Below are 15,017 nucleotides of genomic sequence, written 5' to 3'. Positions count from 1 at the left end.
GACCATTCTCCCTCCCCTGCGGGAGCGGGGGAGGGCCGGGGTGGGGGCGAACGATCGACGCGGATTACACGCAGCGCCCGCCGTCGATCTCCAGCACCACGCCGGTCAGGAAGGCCGCCTCGTCCGACGCGAGGTAGAGGGCGGCGTTGGCGACGTCGGTCGGCTGGCCCAGGCGGCCGAGCGGAACGATGCCCATCATGCGCGCCCGCTTCTCCGGGGTGTCGCCGCCCATGAAGGTGGCGAGCAGCGGTGTCTCGGTGGCGACCGGGGCGAGCGCGCAGACGCGGATGTTGTCCGGCGCCAGCTCCAGCGCCAGCGACTTGGTGATGTTGTGCACGGCACCCTTGGTCGCGTTGTACCAGACCAGGCCCGGACGCGGCCGCAGGCCGGCGGTGGAGCCGAGGTTCAGGATCACGCCGGACTTCTGCGCCCGCATGGTCGCGACGACCGCCTTGGAATAGAGGTAGATCGACTTGACGTTCAGCGCGAAGACGCGGTCGAACTCTTCCTCCGTGACATTCTCGAACGGGCCGTTGGCGTGGGTGGAGCCGGCGTTGTTGACCAGGATGTCCAGCCGCCCGAACTTCTCGACGGTGGCGGCGATGGTCATCTCGACATCGGCCATTTTGGTGACGTTGGCGGCGATGCCGATGGCGGACTCGCCCAGCCGTTCGGCGACCGCCTTGGCGGCGTCGCCGTTGATGTCCACGACGGCCACCCGACCGCCCTCGCGCACGAAGGTCTCGGCCATCGCGAGGCCCAGCCCCTGCGCCGCACCGGTGATCAGGGCGACCTTGCCGTCCAGACGCTTCGTCATTCTCGGTTCCTCCCCAAGGGATTTTGTGATGATGGGGGGAGGCTATCCGCGCCGCAGGGGCCGTGCTATGGACCATCCGTCATAGCTGCTATCAGGCCCCACAGCGGATCATGGGGCGCGGATCATGACCATCGCGTCAGGGGGCGCGGATCAGGGAGCGCTGTTCTCCCCGGCGCTGCCGGGGGCGACGACCTTGCCCTTGAGCACGCCGTTGGCGACGCATTTCGCCACCTCGGCGTGGATCAGCCGCAGCAGGGCGCGCGTCGCCTTCGACACCGGCTGGTGCAACGGCGTCGCGGTGACGAGCATGGCGTGCATGTCCTTGGAACTGATTTCGCGGGCGATCAGCCGGCCCTGGCGCACCTCGCGGTGGACGGCGCCGAAGGGCAGGATGGTCGAGCCCATGCCCTCCTCCACCAGCTGCTTGATGGCGGTGACGGAATCGATCTCCATATCGACCTGAAGGTCGATGTCGGCCCGCCGCACCGCCGCGTCGACCACCCGGCGCAGCCCGTTCTCCAGCCCCGGCAGGACGAAGCGCAGGCCGCCCAGAGTCTCCACCTCGACCGGCCCGTCGTCCCCGGCCACCGCGTCCTTGGCGGACTGGACCAACAGCAGATTTTCGACGAGCAGCGGCGAGGACAGCATGCTGCGCCCGCGCCGGGCGTCGTAGAGCACGGCGAGGTCGAGCCGCCCGCCCTCGACCCATTCCAGCAGCGTGCCGCTGAACACCTCGTGGATGCGCAGCGTGGCGTCGGGGTAGTTCTCGTGGAAGCGGCGGGCCAGCGGCGCCCCCAGCGTGGCGCAGATCGACGGCGGAAGCCCCAGCGTGACCGAGCCGGTCAACCGTTCCGACTGGTCCTGGATCTCCTCCTTGATCTCCGACAGCGCGCCCAGCAGATGGCGCACCACGTCGTAGAGCTTGCGCCCCTGCTGGGTCAGCGAGACGCCGCGGCCATGGCGGTAGAACAGGCTGGTGCGCAGCTCGTGCTCCAGCTTCTGGACCTGCCGGCTGAGCGCCGGCTGGGTGATGCCAAGCTTGACCGACGCCTTGGAAAAGCTGCCAAGGTCGGCCACCTGAACAAAGTAGCGCAGTTCCAGAAGTTCCATCGCGGGACAGGTCTCGTCGTTCGGCCTCCGCGTCGGATAGCGAATACGCCGGTATGACACAAGCGGAGTCCTGGCAGGTCAGTCCTGCCCGGCCCTCCGCCGTGTCTCGCGATCAATTGCGCCGGGTGAGCAGGCCGCGCGCCACAACCTGGGCCTGGATTTCCGCCGCCCCTTCGAAAATATTCAGAATACGGGCGTCGCACAGCACACGGCTGATCGGATACTCGACCGCGTAGCCGTTGCCGCCGTGGATCTGCACCGCGTTGTCGGCGTTCGACCAGGCGACGCGCGCCGCCAGCAGCTTGGCCATGCCGGCCTCGATGTCGCAGCGGCGGTCGCTGTCCTTCTCGCGCGCGGCGAAGTAGGTGAGCTGGCGGGCGATCATCGTCTCCACGGCCATCCAGGCGATCTTGCCGGCGACGCGCGGGAAGGCGGCGAGCGGGCGGCCGAACTGGACGCGCTCCTGGGCGTAGCGCAGGCCAAGCTCCATCGCGTTCTGCGCCACCCCGACGGCGCGGGCGGCGGTCTGCACGCGGGCGGATTCGAAGGTCGCCATCAGCTGCTTGAAGCCCTGGCCCTCGACGCCGCCCAGCAGGTTGTCGCGCGGCACCGCGAAGCCGTCGAAGCCGATCTCATACTCCTTCATGCCGCGATAGCCGAGAACCGGAATCTCGCCGCCGCTCATGCCCTCGGCCGGGAAGGGGTCGGCCTCGGTGCCGCGCGGCTTTTCGGCCAGCAGCATCGACAGGCCGCGGTAGCCGGGGGCGTCCGGGTCGGTGCGCACCAGCAGGGTCATCAGGTCCGACCGGCTGCCGTGGGTGATCCAGGTCTTCGCCCCGGTGACGCGGTAGGTGTCGCCGTCCAGCACGGCGCGGGTGCGCAGGCTGCCCAGGTCGGAGCCGGTGTTGGGCTCGGTGAAGACGGCGGTCGGCAGGATTTCGCCGGACGCGAGGCGCGGCAGCCAGCGCGCCCGCTGCTCGGCGGTGCCGCCCAGCCGGATCAGCTCGGCGGCGATCTCCGCGCGGGTGCCCAGCGAGCCGACGCCGATGTAGCCGCGCGACAGCTCCTCCGTCACCACGCACATGGCGAGCTTGCCCATGCCGAGTCCGCCGTCCTCCTCCGGCACGGTCAGGCCGAAGACGCCCATCTCGGCCATCTGCTCGACGACCGGCATCGGGATCAGCTCGTCCTTAAGGTGCCACTCGTGGGCGTGCGGCTCCACCACGTCGGCAACGAAGCGGCGGAACTGCTCGCGCACCATGTCGAGCGCCTCGTCCTCCAGCGCCGCCTCGCCGAAGCCGCCGCCGTGCAGCGCGTCGGCCAGCAGCTCGGCGATGCGCAGCCGCAGGGCGGGGGCGTTGCCGGCGGCGATCAGCCGGCGCACCGCCTCGGTGCGGAAAGCGGCGCGCTCCGCGTCGTCCAGCCCGAAATCGGCGGGGCGGACGATCTCGCCCTGGCTCATCGCCAGACCGCCGTCGAGCTGGGCCAGATACTCGCCGAAGGCGGCCTGGAGCATGCAGGCCTCCAGCTCGCCCAGCCGGCCGGCGCGGTCCAGCCGCTCCGCCCAGCCCTGCATCTGGCGCAGCGCCTCGGCGTAGGTCGCCACCCAGGCGAAGCCGTGCGCCGCCACCTGATGGCGGTCGAGCGCCGCCGCATCGACGCGCCCCTCCGGCGCCACCAGCGCGGCGACGCCGCGCTCGGCGGCCTCGGCCAGCCGCGCCACCGCGTCGAGCGCCGCCGCCGTGGTGGGCAGCAGGTCGGGCCGCGGAAGCGGGCCGTTGGGGTTCTGGGTGGACGACATGGCGGGTTTCCTCGGTGCGTGTTGTTTTGGTGTTGTTCTGGCTCAGAGCCCGATTGGAAACGCTTCCATTCCGTGAATCCTCCCAGTTTCGTCATTCCCGCGAAAGCGGGAATCCAGGGCTCATCAGCCATTCTGCGGCGAAGTCCACTGGATCCCCTCCTTCGCGGAGATGACGGCCAAATGGGGGCGAACTGGACATGAGCATTTCCAAACGGTCTCTCAGTCCGCCGCGATCGTCTCGCGGGGCGGGAGGGACGCGGCGATCCCGGCGAAGGCCTGCTCGACCAGCCGGCGCTGGTCGGCCTCGTGGTCGCCGTGGAAGCTGCCGGCGGGCGACGCCGCCTCGTCGCGGGCCACGCAGGCGACGCGCGGCTCGGCGCAGCCGGCGGCGGCGCGCAGCGCCTCCAGACGGCGGTCCAGGTAGGTCCAGGCGCCCAGGTTGCACGGCTCCTCCTGCACCCAGGCGCAGGACGCGCCCGGCCAGCGGCGGAACAGCGCCGACAGAGCGGCGTCGGGCAGAGGGTACAGCGATTCCAGCCGGACCACCGCCACGGCCTCGGCGCCGCGCTCGCTCCGCTCGCGCTCCAGCTCGTAGGCCAGCTTGCCGCTGCACAGCAGGATGCGCTCGACCCGCGCCCCGGCGGTGACGATCACCGGCTGGAAGGCGGTGCCCGGCGCGCAGTCGGCCAGCGTCGACACGGCGGCGGGCAGGCGCAGCAGCGTCTTCGGGCTCAGCACCACCAGCGGCTTGCGGTCGCGGCGCAGCATCTGCCGGCGCAGCAGGTGGAAGTAGTTGGCCGGGGTGGAGGGATGGGCGACGCGGATGTTGTCGCGCGCCGCCATCTGCAGGAAGCGCTCCGGCCGGGCGGAGGAGTGTTCCGGCCCCTGCCCCTCCAGCCCGTGCGGCAGCAGGATGACGAGGCCGGAGGGCTGGCGCCACTTGTCCTCGGCGCTGACGATGAACTGGTCGATCATGATCTGCGCGCCGTTGGCGAAATCGCCGAACTGCGCTTCCCAGATCACCAGCGCGTCGGGCCGCTCCAGGCTGTAGCCGTACTCGAAGCCGAGGACGGCGTATTCCGACAGCGGGCTGTTGACCACGTCGAACCGCGCCTGCTCCACACCCAGATGGTTCAGGCTGACATGGCGGCGCCCGGTGACGGTGTCGGTCAGCGCGAAATGGCGGTGCGAGAAGGCGCCGCGCACCACGTCCTGGCCGGTCAGCCGCACCGGCGTCCCCTCGGCCAGCAGCGTGGCGAAGGCCAGCGCCTCGCCGGTCGCCCAGTCCAGCGGCTCCTCGGCGCGGCGGCGGATGACGCGCTCCACCTTGCGGTCCACGGCGAGTCCGTCGGGAATGGCGGCCAGCGCCGCCAGCAGCCCGCGCAGCCGGTCGTCGGCGATGCCGGTGTCCGGTTCGGCGGGAAGCGCGCCGGCCGGGGCGAAGGGCGCCCAGCGCCCGCCGGGGAAGCCGTCGTGGTTCGGCCGGTGGTCGGCGGCCGCGGCCAGCGCCTCCTGGAAGCGGGTCTTGTGCCCGGCGGCCAGCGCCTCCGCCTCCTCGGGGCCGACCAGACCGTCGGCGGCCAGCCGCTGCGCGTAGAGCGCGCGGGCCGGCGGGTGGGCGTCGATCGCCTTGTAGTCGAGCGGCTGGGTGAAGCGCGGCTCGTCGATCTCATTGTGGCCGTTGCGGCGGTAGCCGACGAGGTCGATCACCGCGTCGCGCCCGTGCGCCTGCCGGAAGGCCACGGCGAGGTCGGCGGCGCGCAGGGCGGCGTCGGGATCGTCGGCGTTGACGTGCAGGATGGGGCTGTCCACCGCCTTCCACAGGCCGGTGCAGTGGAGCGAGGTCCGCGCCTCCTCCCGCTCGGTGGTGAAGCCGATCTGGTTGTTGACGATGACGTGGATGGTGCCGGCGACGGTGAAGCCGGGGACGCCGGACAGCTGCAGCGCCTCCGTCACGCTGCCCTGGCCGATCACGCTGGCGTCGGTGTGCAGCAGCACGCAGAGCACCCGCCTGGCCTCGCCGCCCTGGTCACGCTCCAGGTCCTGGCGCGCCCGCGCGCGGCCCAGCGTGACCGGGTTGATGGCTTCCAGATGCGACGGGTTGGGTGACAGGGTCAGGGCCAGCGACCGCTCGCCGAAGGAGAGGGTGCTCTCCACCCCCATGTGATAGGGCACGTCGGCGGGAACCGGCGGGTCGGCCAGGAAGGGGTGCATGCCCTTGATGCCGGCGAACAGCTCGACCAGCGGCTTGCCCAGCGCGTTGGCCATCAGGCTGAGCCGGCCGCGGTGCATCGTCCCGACCTGCACCTCGGTGACGCCCGCCGCCGCCGCCGCCGCGAGGACGCGGTCGAGCAGCGGGATCAGCGTCTCCATGCCCTCCGCCCCGAAGCGCTTCTTGGTCGGGTAGCGGACGCCGAGCAACCGTTCGAACTCCTCCGCCGCGGTCAGCAGGGCCAGGGCGCGGCGGCGCGCCTCGGCGGGCGGAGCGGTCTCCGCCCCCTCATAGGCGTCGCGCAGCCAGGAGCGCAGGGCCGGATCGTCGATGTGCGCGGTCTCCAGCGTCAGGGTACCCTGGTAGAGCCGGCGCAGGCGCGCGGTCTGGGCGTCCTCGGACGCGGAGGATGCGGGAGGCGCGGCGCGGCCCAGCGGGTCGAGCGCGGCGGTGGCGTGCCCGCGCTGGCGGATCTCCTCCTGCCGCAGCGGAACCGTCGGATCGCCGGCCGGGGCGCCGGACGGCATGCCGGCGGGAACGGCGCCCAGCTCGTCGAGGATCTGGAAGACGGCGCGCCAGCTCACATCCACCGAGGCCGGGTCCTCGCGGAAACGTTCCTGCAACGCTTCGAGATAGGCGGCTCCGGCGGCGTTGAGCGGGGAGGACGGCCTAGACATGGCGCACACCGTTCATGCGATTGAACATCCGTCGGTTTGATGGCGGTCAAAGACCAGTTGCATCCAGCTTATCGGCCCATCGCGCGGTGCGGAGCGCACGGCGTGCCTGTAACAGATATTCATTGCGGGCATAGCAAACCGTCCGCGCCCGCACCGGTCGGGGCGGGATCGCGCGGGTTTCGGGTGAAACCGTTCGTACCGCTGATGGCTTGCCGCGCTTATGGCTGATATGCCGGCAATACGCATTCCGCTGTGCGGCCGCCTGATCCACTGTCAGGGTCACCACACCCTCCCCGGCCACCCGCCGGGGGCCAGGCGCCTCGGACCGGCATCGTCTCGTCCGGGCAACAAAAATCTCGGCCGCGATAATCTCGGCCACGATAATCTCGGGAGGAAGATCCACATGAAGCGCCGTCAATTCTTCAAGGGTGCCGCCGTCGTCGCCGGCGCCTCCACCCTCGCCGCCCCGGCCATCGCCCAGTCGGAGCCGACGATCCGCTGGCGCTGCGTGTCCAGCTTCCCGAAGAACATCGAGGTGCTCTACGGCAGCGCCGAGGTGATGGCGAAGAACATCGCCGAGGCCACCGACGGCAAGTTCCAGATCCAGGTCTTCGCCGCCGGCGAGCTGGTCCCGGCGCTCCAGGCGCTCGACGCCGCCAGCAACGACACGGTGGAGATGGCCCACACCGCCTCCTACTACTATGTCGGCAAGGACCCGAGCTTCGCCTTCGGCTGCTGCCTGCCCTTCGGCCTGAACACCCGCCAGCAGAACGCCTGGTTCTACCACGGTGAGGGCGGCAAGCTGCTGGAGGAGTTCTACGCCGGGCACAATCTGAAGGCGCTCGCCGGCGGCAACACCGGCGCCCAGATGGGCGGCTGGTTCCGCAAGGAAATCAAGAGCATGGAGGACCTCAAGGGTCTGAAGTTCCGCATCTCCGGCCTCGGCGGCCAGATCCTCTCCAAGCTGGGCGTCGTGCCGCAGCAGGTCAGCGGCGGCGACATCTACCCGGCCCTGGAGCGCGGCACCATCGACGCCGCCGAGTTCAACGGTCCCTACGACGACGAGAAGCTCGGCCTCTACAAGATCGCGCCGAACTACTATTACCCGGGCTGGTGGGACGGCACCTCGCTCCAGCATTTCTTCATCAACACCAACCGCTGGAACAGCCTGCCCAAGCATTACCAGGCGGCGCTGACCTCGGCGGCGGCGCTCGCCAACGTCGACAGCGTGGCGCGCTACGACGTGCTGAACCCGGCGGCGCTGAAGCGCGTGGTGGAGAAGGGCGCCAAGCTGCGCGCCTTCCCGCAGGACGTGCTGCAGGCCAGCCACAAGGCGGCGCTGGAGCTTTACGACGAGCTGTCGGACAAGAATCCGACCTTCAAGAAGTTCTACGAGAGCTACCGTCGCTTCCAGACGGACTCGAACCTGTGGAACCAGGCGTCGGAGTACGCCTACGACAGCGCCGTCCTCCGCCTCGCCCGGCGCTGATCCGGCACCTCGTCAACCATGACCGGGGAGCGGGGCCACCGCTCTCCGGCCGTGGCATCGTCGCGTTCCGCGCGACCGGCTTTTCCCGGAGGGCCTGCCCACCATGCCGACCCCCAACGCTTCCCCCTTCATGACGGCCCTGGTCGGGACCTGCCGGCTGGTCGACGCGGTCACCGCGCGGCTGGGCAAGGCGATTTCCTGGCTGATCGTGCTGGCCATCCTGGTGTCGGCGGTCAACGCCGTCGTCCGCAAGACCTTCGACGTCAGCTCCAATTCGTGGCTGGAACTGCAATGGGTGCTGTTCGCCGCGGTGTTCCTGCTCTGCTCCCCCTGGACGCTGAAGGAGGACGAGCACATCCGCATCGACATCGTGAACGCGCAGCTCGGCAAGCGCGCGCGCGACACCATCGACCTGTTCGGCCATCTGACCTTCCTGCTGCCCTTCAGCTTCGTGATGCTGGTCACCTCCTGGCCCTTCGCCATCGCCTCCTACGCGATCGAGGAGCAGTCGATGAACGCCGGCGGCCTGCCGCAATGGCCGGCGAAGATGCTGATTCCGTTGGGCTTCACCGTTCTCTTCATCCAGGGCCTGTCCGAGCTGGCCAAGCGCGCCGCGATCATGTCCGGCCATCTGGAGGACGACAACCACCGGGCCGGCGGCCATCAGGCGGCGGCCGAGGCCGAGGCGGAGCGCGTGCTGGCCGCCGAGCGCGAGCGCGCCTCCCACCCCGACACCCTTTCCAGCCGGTGACCGCGCGATGAGCACGACCTCCCCCTCCCTTTCGCCGCGCGTCGTCCGGCTGTCCGTCATCTCCCTGGTGCTGCTGGCGGTGGTCGCCGTGGCGCTCTACGTGCTTCCGGTGCCGGGTGCCGCCGCACTCGCCGAACAGGACGGCTGGCGCGGCTGGGTCGGCCACAACATGGCGCCGATCATGTTCGCCACGCTGGTCGGCATGCTGCTGCTCGGCTATCCGGTGGCCTTCGCGCTGGCCGCCAACGGGCTGCTGTTCGGCCTGATCGGCATCGAGATCGGGCTGTTCCGCCCCGACCTGTTCCAGGCGCTGCCGGAGCGCGTCTACGGCACGATGAACAACGACGTGCTGCTGGCCGTGCCCTTCTTCACCTTCATGGGGCTGGTGCTGGAGCGGTCCGGCATGGCCGAGGACCTGCTCGACACCATCGGGCAGCTGTTCGGCTCGATCCGCGGCGGTCTGGCCTACGCGGTGATCTTCGTCGGCGCGCTGCTCGCCGCGACGACGGGCGTGGTGGCCGCGTCGGTCATTTCGATGGGCCTGATCTCGCTGCCGATCATGCTGCGCTACGGCTATGACCGCCGTCTGGCGTCGGGCGTCATCGCGGCGTCGGGCACGCTGGCCCAGATCATCCCGCCGTCGCTGGTGCTGATCGTCATGGCCGACCAGCTCGGCCGCTCGGTCGGCGACATGTATGAGGCCGCCTTCGTTCCCGGCCTGCTGCTGTCGGGCCTCTACGCCCTTTACGTCTTCGTCGTCTCGATGATCTGGCCCAAGGCCGCCCCCGGCCTGCCGCCGGAGGCCATCGCCCACCGCGAGCCGAACGGCACGCGCGGCGTCTGGCAGCTCGGCCTGCTGACCCTGTTCGCGGGCGGGGTCGCTTATTGGGTGATGGGCCGCACCGAGGTGAAGTCCGGCGCCGACTACGTCGTGCTGCTGCTGTCGGTGGCGGTGCTGGTCGCCTTCCTGGCGGCCGCCTTCAACCGCGGCTTCGGCGCGCGGCGCCTCGTCCTGCAGACCGTCGCCACAGCGGCGCTGACCGCGGGGGCGGCGTGGCTGACGGTCAACGAATGGACCACCCTGGCCCTGGTCGGCGACTCCGTCGCGGCTGGCGCGCTCTACGCGCTGGCGGTGGCGGTGGTGGAGCGCACGAGCGGACGCCGCCTGATCTCCCGCATGGCCGAGCAGGCGACCTTCGTCATGGTGCCGCCGCTGGCCCTGATCTTCCTGGTGCTGGGCACCATCTTCGTCGGCCTCGCCACCCCGACCGAGGGCGGCGCCATGGGCGCGGTCGGCGCGCTGGCGCTCGCGGCCATGAAGAAGCGGCTGAATCTCGACATGGTGCGGCAGGCGACCTACGCGACCGCCAAGCTGGCCTCCTTCGTGCTGTTCATCCTGATCGGCGCGCGGGTGTTCTCGCTGACCTTCTACGGCGTCAACGGCCACATCTGGGTCGAGGAGCTGATGGTCTCGCTGCCCGGCGGCCAGATGGGCTTCCTGATCGCGGTCAGCGTGATGGTCTTCCTGCTGGCCTTCTTCCTCGACTTCTTCGAGCTGGCCTTCATCGTCATCCCGCTGCTGGCCCCGGCGGCGGATCGCCTGGGCATCGATCTGGTGTGGTTCGGCATCATCCTGGCGGTGAACATGCAGACCAGCTTCATGCACCCGCCCTTCGGCTTCTCGTTGTTCTTCCTGCGCTCGGTGGCGCCCAAGCTGCCCTACATCGACCGCATCACGAAGAAGGAGACGGCCCCCGTCCTGACCAGCCAGATCTACTGGGGCGCGGTGCCCTTCGTGGTCATCCAGCTCGTCATGGTGGCCCTGGTGATCGCCTTCCCGCAGATGGTCATGCATTACAAGTCAACCGCCACCAAGCTCGACGACAAGCAGATCGAGGAGCAGTTCAAGGGCCTCGGCGGCGATCTGAACGACGACCTGCCGCCGCTGGAATTCAAGTGATCGAGACCAGGAAAGGGAGAGCGACATGCGCATCGCCGTCGTAGGGGCCGGGGCCGTTGGCGGCGCGCTGGCCGGGTACCTCGCCGCCACGGGCCGGCACGAGCTGTCGCTGCTGGCCCGCGGCGCCCATCTCGCGGCGATCCGCGAGGGCGGGCTGACCGTGCAGACGCCGAAGGGCACGCTGACCAGCCGGCCGCGGGCCAGCGACTCCGCCGCCGACCTCGGCCCGCAGGACGTGGTGATCGTCACGGTGAAGGGGCACGGGCTGCCGGCCCTGGCCGCGTCCTTCCCGGCGCTGTGCGGGCCGGACACGCTGGTGGTGGCGGCGCAGAACGGGATTCCTTGGTGGTACCTGTACGGCGCCGGGGACGGCGTGACGCCGGAGCCGCTGGAGGTGGTGGATCCCGGCGGCGCCATCTGGTCGGCCATCGGCCCGGAGCGGGTCGCCGCCTGCGTGATGGAGGTGCTGCCCGCCCGCATCGTCGAGCCGGGCGTCGTCGCCCACACCGCGCTGCCGGTGCTGGCCTTCGGCGCTCCCCGGCCCGGCGACCATGCGGAGAAGCTGGCGGCCCTGGCCGACTCCTTCAACGCGGCGGGCGCCACCGCCCGCCTCCCCGCCGACATCCGCGTGACGCTGTGGAACAAGCTGATGCTCAACATGGCGGTCGGCCCGACCAGCGTGCTGACCGGCGCCACCATGGGCGCCATGGAGCAGGCCCCCGGCATGGCCGCCGTCCAGGGCCGGCTGATGCGCGAATGCCTGAACGTCGCCCATGCCTGGGGCGTCGCCCTGCCCGACGACATCGACGAGCGGCTGAGCCGGGGCAGCGGCGTGCCCGGCCACAAGCCGTCGATGCTCCAGGATTTCGAGGCGGGCCGCAGCATGGAGATCGACCCCATCGTGACCACCGTCCTGGAGCTGGCCCGCCGCCGCGGCGTGCCGGTGCCGACCATTGAAACGCTGTGGGCGCTGACCGCCCTGAAGGAGCGGGTGGCGCGCGCCGACTGAGCGCACTTGCCCCCACCCTGACCCTCCCCCGCTGTCGCAGGGGAGGGGACTGCCGCCGCTTCGCGAAAATCCCCCTCCCCTGCGCAGCGGGGGAGGGCCGGGGTGGGGGCAGGACCAGCGCCACAGAAGAACGTCCCCGGAGAAAAAACGACATGTCCCCCGCTTCCGATCGCATCACCAACTTCATCGCCGGCTCCTGGCGTCCGGGCCGCGACCGGCTCGACATCCTCAACCCGTCGAACCTGGACGAGCTGGCCGGTTCCTACTCGCTGGCCGGCGCCGACGATGTGACGGAGGCCGTCGCCGCGGCGCGCGCCGCCCAGCCGCAATGGCGCGCCGCCACGGTGGAGCAGCGCTCGCTGGTGCTCGACGCCATCTCCCGCGCGCTGTTCGACCGCAAGGACGAGTTGGCCCTCATCGCCGCGACCGAGGGCGGCAAGACCATCCCCGACGCGCTGGGCGAGATCACCCGCGCCGCCCACCTCGCCCGCTTCTTCGCCGCCGAGGCGCTGCGCGCGCCGGGCGAGACGCTGGGCTCGGTGCGGCCCGGCGTCGAGGTCGACGTGACGCGGGAGCCGGTCGGCGTCATCGGCCTCGTCACACCCTGGAACTTCCCGGTCGCCACGCCGATGTGGAAGATCGCCCCGGCGCTGGCCTTCGGCAACGCGGTGATCTGGAAGCCGTCGGAGAAGACCCCCGGCATCTCCATCGCCGTCACCCGCCTCATCGCGGAGGCGCTGGAGGCCCACGGCATGCCCAGCAGCCTGTTCAATCTGGTGATCGGCGCCGGCCCGAACGTCGGCGCCGCGGTGGTCGACGCGGTGGACGCCGTGTCCTTCACCGGCTCGGTCAACACCGGGCGGCGCATCGCCGTGCGCTGCGCGGAACGGATGATCCGCGTCCAGCTGGAGCTGGGCGGTCAGAACCCGCTGGTCGTGCTGGGCGACGCCGACCCGGAGCGCGCCGCCGAGATCGGCGTCAACAGCGCCTATTTCCACGCCGGCCAGCGCTGCACCGCCACCGGCCGCTTCATCGTCGAGGACTCCGTCCACGACGCCTTCGTCGCCGCGATGACGGAGCGGATGGCGGCGCTGCGCGTCGGTCACGCCCTCCAGCCGGAGACGCAGATCGGCCCGGTCATCGACGAGTTCCAGCTCACCAAGAACCTGCAATACATCGACACCGGCCTGAAGGAAGGTGCCCGGCTGGCCTCCGGCGGCGGGCGGCTGGACCGACCGACGCGCGGCTGGTTCCTCGCCCCGACGCTGTTCACCGAGACCAGCAACGCCATGATCATCAACCGGGAGGAGGTGTTCGGCCCGGTCGCCAGCGTCATCCGCGTCAAGGATTATGAAGAGGCCCTGGCTGTCGCCAACGACACCGACTACGGCCTGTCGTCGGGCATCATCACCAACTCGATGAAGCACGCCCGCCACTTCCAGGCCAACATCCAGGCCGGCATGACCATGCTGAACCTGCCGACGGCCGGCGTCGACTACCACGTCCCCTTCGGCGGCCGGAAGATGTCGAGCTACGGCCCGCGCGAGCAGGGACGCTCCGCCATCGAGTTCTACACCATCATCAAGACGGCCTATCGCGCGCTGTGACGTCGAACCGAAGCCCAGGGAGAGTCTCCTTGTCCAAAGACATTTCGGGGTCCAACCACACCCTGACCGCCGGGCGGCCGGACTTCGCGACGGCCGTGCTCGCCCCCATCCACGCCATCGTCGGCGACCGCGGGCTGATCACCGATCCCGGCACCATGCAGCCCTTCATGGAATCCTGGCGCGACGGCTGGGTCGGCCGCTCCCCCGCCGTGGTGCTGCCCGACAGCACCGAGGCGCTGGCCGCGGTGGTGCGCGTCTGCGCGGAGACGCGCACCCCCATCGTGCCCCAGGGCGGCAACACCGGCCTGACCGGGGCCAGCCAGCCGCACGCCGACGGGACGGAGATCGTCCTCTCGACCAACCGGCTGAACCGCATCCGCGAGATCGACATCGACAACGACACGATGACGGTCGAGGCCGGCTGCATCCTCGCCAACATCCAGAACGCGGCACGCGACATCGGCCGGCTGTTCCCGATGAGCCTCGCCGCCGAGGGCTCCTGCCAGATCGGCGGCAACATCGCCACCAACGCCGGCGGCGTGCAGGTCGTGCGCTACGGCAACATGCGCAACCTCGTCGCCGGGCTGGAGGTGGTGCTGCCCGACGGGCGGATCTGGGACGGGCTGCGCGGGCTGCGCAAGGACAACGCCGGCTACGACATGAAGCAGATCTTCATCGGGTCGGAGGGCACGCTGGGCATCGTCACCGCCGCGGTGCTGAAGCTGTCGCCGCTGCCGCGCGCCACCGCCACGTCGCTGGTCGCGGTGTCGGCGCCCAGCGACGCCGTCGACCTGCTGACCCGCGCCAAGGGTGTCGCCGGCGACCGCATCATCACCTTCGAGCTGATCCAGCGCGACTGCATCGACGTGGCCCGCCGCCATGTGCCGGACGTGCCCGATCCCCTGCGCGACCGCTACCCCTGGTACGTGCTGGTGGAGCTGGCCGACCAGGACGGCGGCAACCGCCTGATGGAGATGCTGGAAGGCATCCTGGAAGCTGGAATGGAGGCCGGGGAGGTGCTGGACGGCGTCGTCGCCGCCTCCAAGGCCCAGGCCGATTCGCTGTGGCGCATCCGCGAGGGCATCCCGGAGGGCCAGAAGCGCGAGGGCGTGTCCTTCAAGCACGACGTGTCGGTGCCGATCTCCCGCGTGGCGCGCTTCCTCGACCGCGCCAACGCGGCGCTGGAACGGGAATGCCCGGGCATCCGCCCCTTCGCCTTCGGCCATCTCGGCGACGGCAACATCCACTTCAACCCGATCCAGGCGGAGGGCGGCGACCCGGCCGAATGGAAGGCGAAGCTGGCGACGGTCAACGCCATCGTCCATGACATCGTCGTCGAGCTGGGCGGGTCCATCTCCGCCGAGCACGGCATCGGGCGGCTGCGCATCGACGAGATGCCGCGCTACAAGTCGCCGGTCGAGCTGGACATGATGGCGACGCTGAAGCGCGCCTTCGATCCGCACAACATCATGAATCCCGGCAAGATCCTGCGCGCCTGAGCGCGGTTCCGCCAGTCAAGGATTGAACCCATGAAGGTCCTCGTCCCGGTCAAGCGGGTGGTCGATTACAACGTCAAGATCCGCG

Annotated in this window: 10 protein-coding genes; 6 read left to right on the top strand and 4 right to left on the bottom strand. The window is 70.3% G+C overall.

The window, feature by feature from the left end:
• Positions 1 to 64: 64 nt before the first annotated feature.
• The 4 genes from DXK32_RS29990 to DXK32_RS29975 form a co-directional block, all read right to left on the bottom strand.
• Positions 65 to 817 carry a glucose 1-dehydrogenase gene (locus tag DXK32_RS29990; protein ID WP_040137916.1) on the bottom strand — a complete coding sequence of 251 codons (753 nt, stop codon included), beginning with the start codon at positions 815 to 817 and terminating at the stop codon, positions 65 to 67.
• Positions 818 to 967: 150 nt separating this feature from the next.
• Positions 968 to 1,927, bottom strand: a complete 960-nt coding sequence (locus DXK32_RS29985) for a LysR family transcriptional regulator (RefSeq protein WP_114861840.1) — start codon at positions 1,925 to 1,927, stop codon at positions 968 to 970.
• 112 nt (positions 1,928 to 2,039) lie between these two features.
• Positions 2,040 to 3,728 (bottom strand): acyl-CoA dehydrogenase family protein, encoded by a 1,689-nt coding sequence (locus DXK32_RS29980; protein ID WP_114861839.1) that lies wholly within the window; start codon positions 3,726 to 3,728, stop codon positions 2,040 to 2,042.
• A 219-nt stretch (positions 3,729 to 3,947) separates the two neighbouring features.
• Positions 3,948 to 6,617, bottom strand: a complete 2,670-nt coding sequence (locus tag DXK32_RS29975) for a 2-oxoglutarate dehydrogenase E1 component (RefSeq protein ID WP_114861838.1) — start codon at positions 6,615 to 6,617, stop codon at positions 3,948 to 3,950.
• A gap of 403 nt (positions 6,618 to 7,020) precedes the next feature.
• Between DXK32_RS29975 and DXK32_RS29970 the strand changes: the two genes are divergently transcribed.
• The 6 genes from DXK32_RS29970 (at position 7,021) to DXK32_RS29945 (ending at position 14,932) form a co-directional block, all read left to right on the top strand.
• On the top strand, positions 7,021 to 8,106 hold the full coding sequence (locus tag DXK32_RS29970) for a TRAP transporter substrate-binding protein (RefSeq protein ID WP_114861837.1): 1,086 nt from the start codon (positions 7,021 to 7,023) through the stop codon (positions 8,104 to 8,106).
• Between the two features lie 103 nt (positions 8,107 to 8,209).
• Complete coding sequence (locus tag DXK32_RS29965) at positions 8,210 to 8,857, top strand: TRAP transporter small permease subunit (protein ID WP_247877412.1); 648 nt, start codon at positions 8,210 to 8,212, stop codon at positions 8,855 to 8,857.
• A gap of 169 nt (positions 8,858 to 9,026) precedes the next feature.
• On the top strand, positions 9,027 to 10,817 hold the full coding sequence (locus tag DXK32_RS29960) for a TRAP transporter large permease (protein ID WP_348981611.1): 1,791 nt from the start codon (positions 9,027 to 9,029) through the stop codon (positions 10,815 to 10,817).
• A 25-nt stretch (positions 10,818 to 10,842) separates the two neighbouring features.
• The gene (locus tag DXK32_RS29955; protein ID WP_114861835.1) at positions 10,843 to 11,826 is read left to right on the top strand and encodes a ketopantoate reductase family protein; all 984 of its coding nucleotides are present in this window, start codon (positions 10,843 to 10,845) and stop codon (positions 11,824 to 11,826) included.
• Between the two features lie 152 nt (positions 11,827 to 11,978).
• Positions 11,979 to 13,433: an aldehyde dehydrogenase family protein gene (locus tag DXK32_RS29950; protein ID WP_114861834.1), complete on the top strand. Its 1,455-nt coding sequence runs from the start codon at positions 11,979 to 11,981 to the stop codon at positions 13,431 to 13,433.
• A 29-nt stretch (positions 13,434 to 13,462) separates the two neighbouring features.
• Positions 13,463 to 14,932 (top strand): FAD-binding oxidoreductase, encoded by a 1,470-nt coding sequence (locus tag DXK32_RS29945; protein WP_247877411.1) that lies wholly within the window; start codon positions 13,463 to 13,465, stop codon positions 14,930 to 14,932.
• Positions 14,933 to 15,017: the final 85 nt, after the last annotated feature.

It is taken from the genome of Azospirillum brasilense (genome assembly GCF_003349955.1).
GTDB lineage: Bacteria > Pseudomonadota > Alphaproteobacteria > Azospirillales > Azospirillaceae > Azospirillum > Azospirillum brasilense_B.
This window is presented reverse-complemented; position numbering and strand designations above follow the sequence as displayed.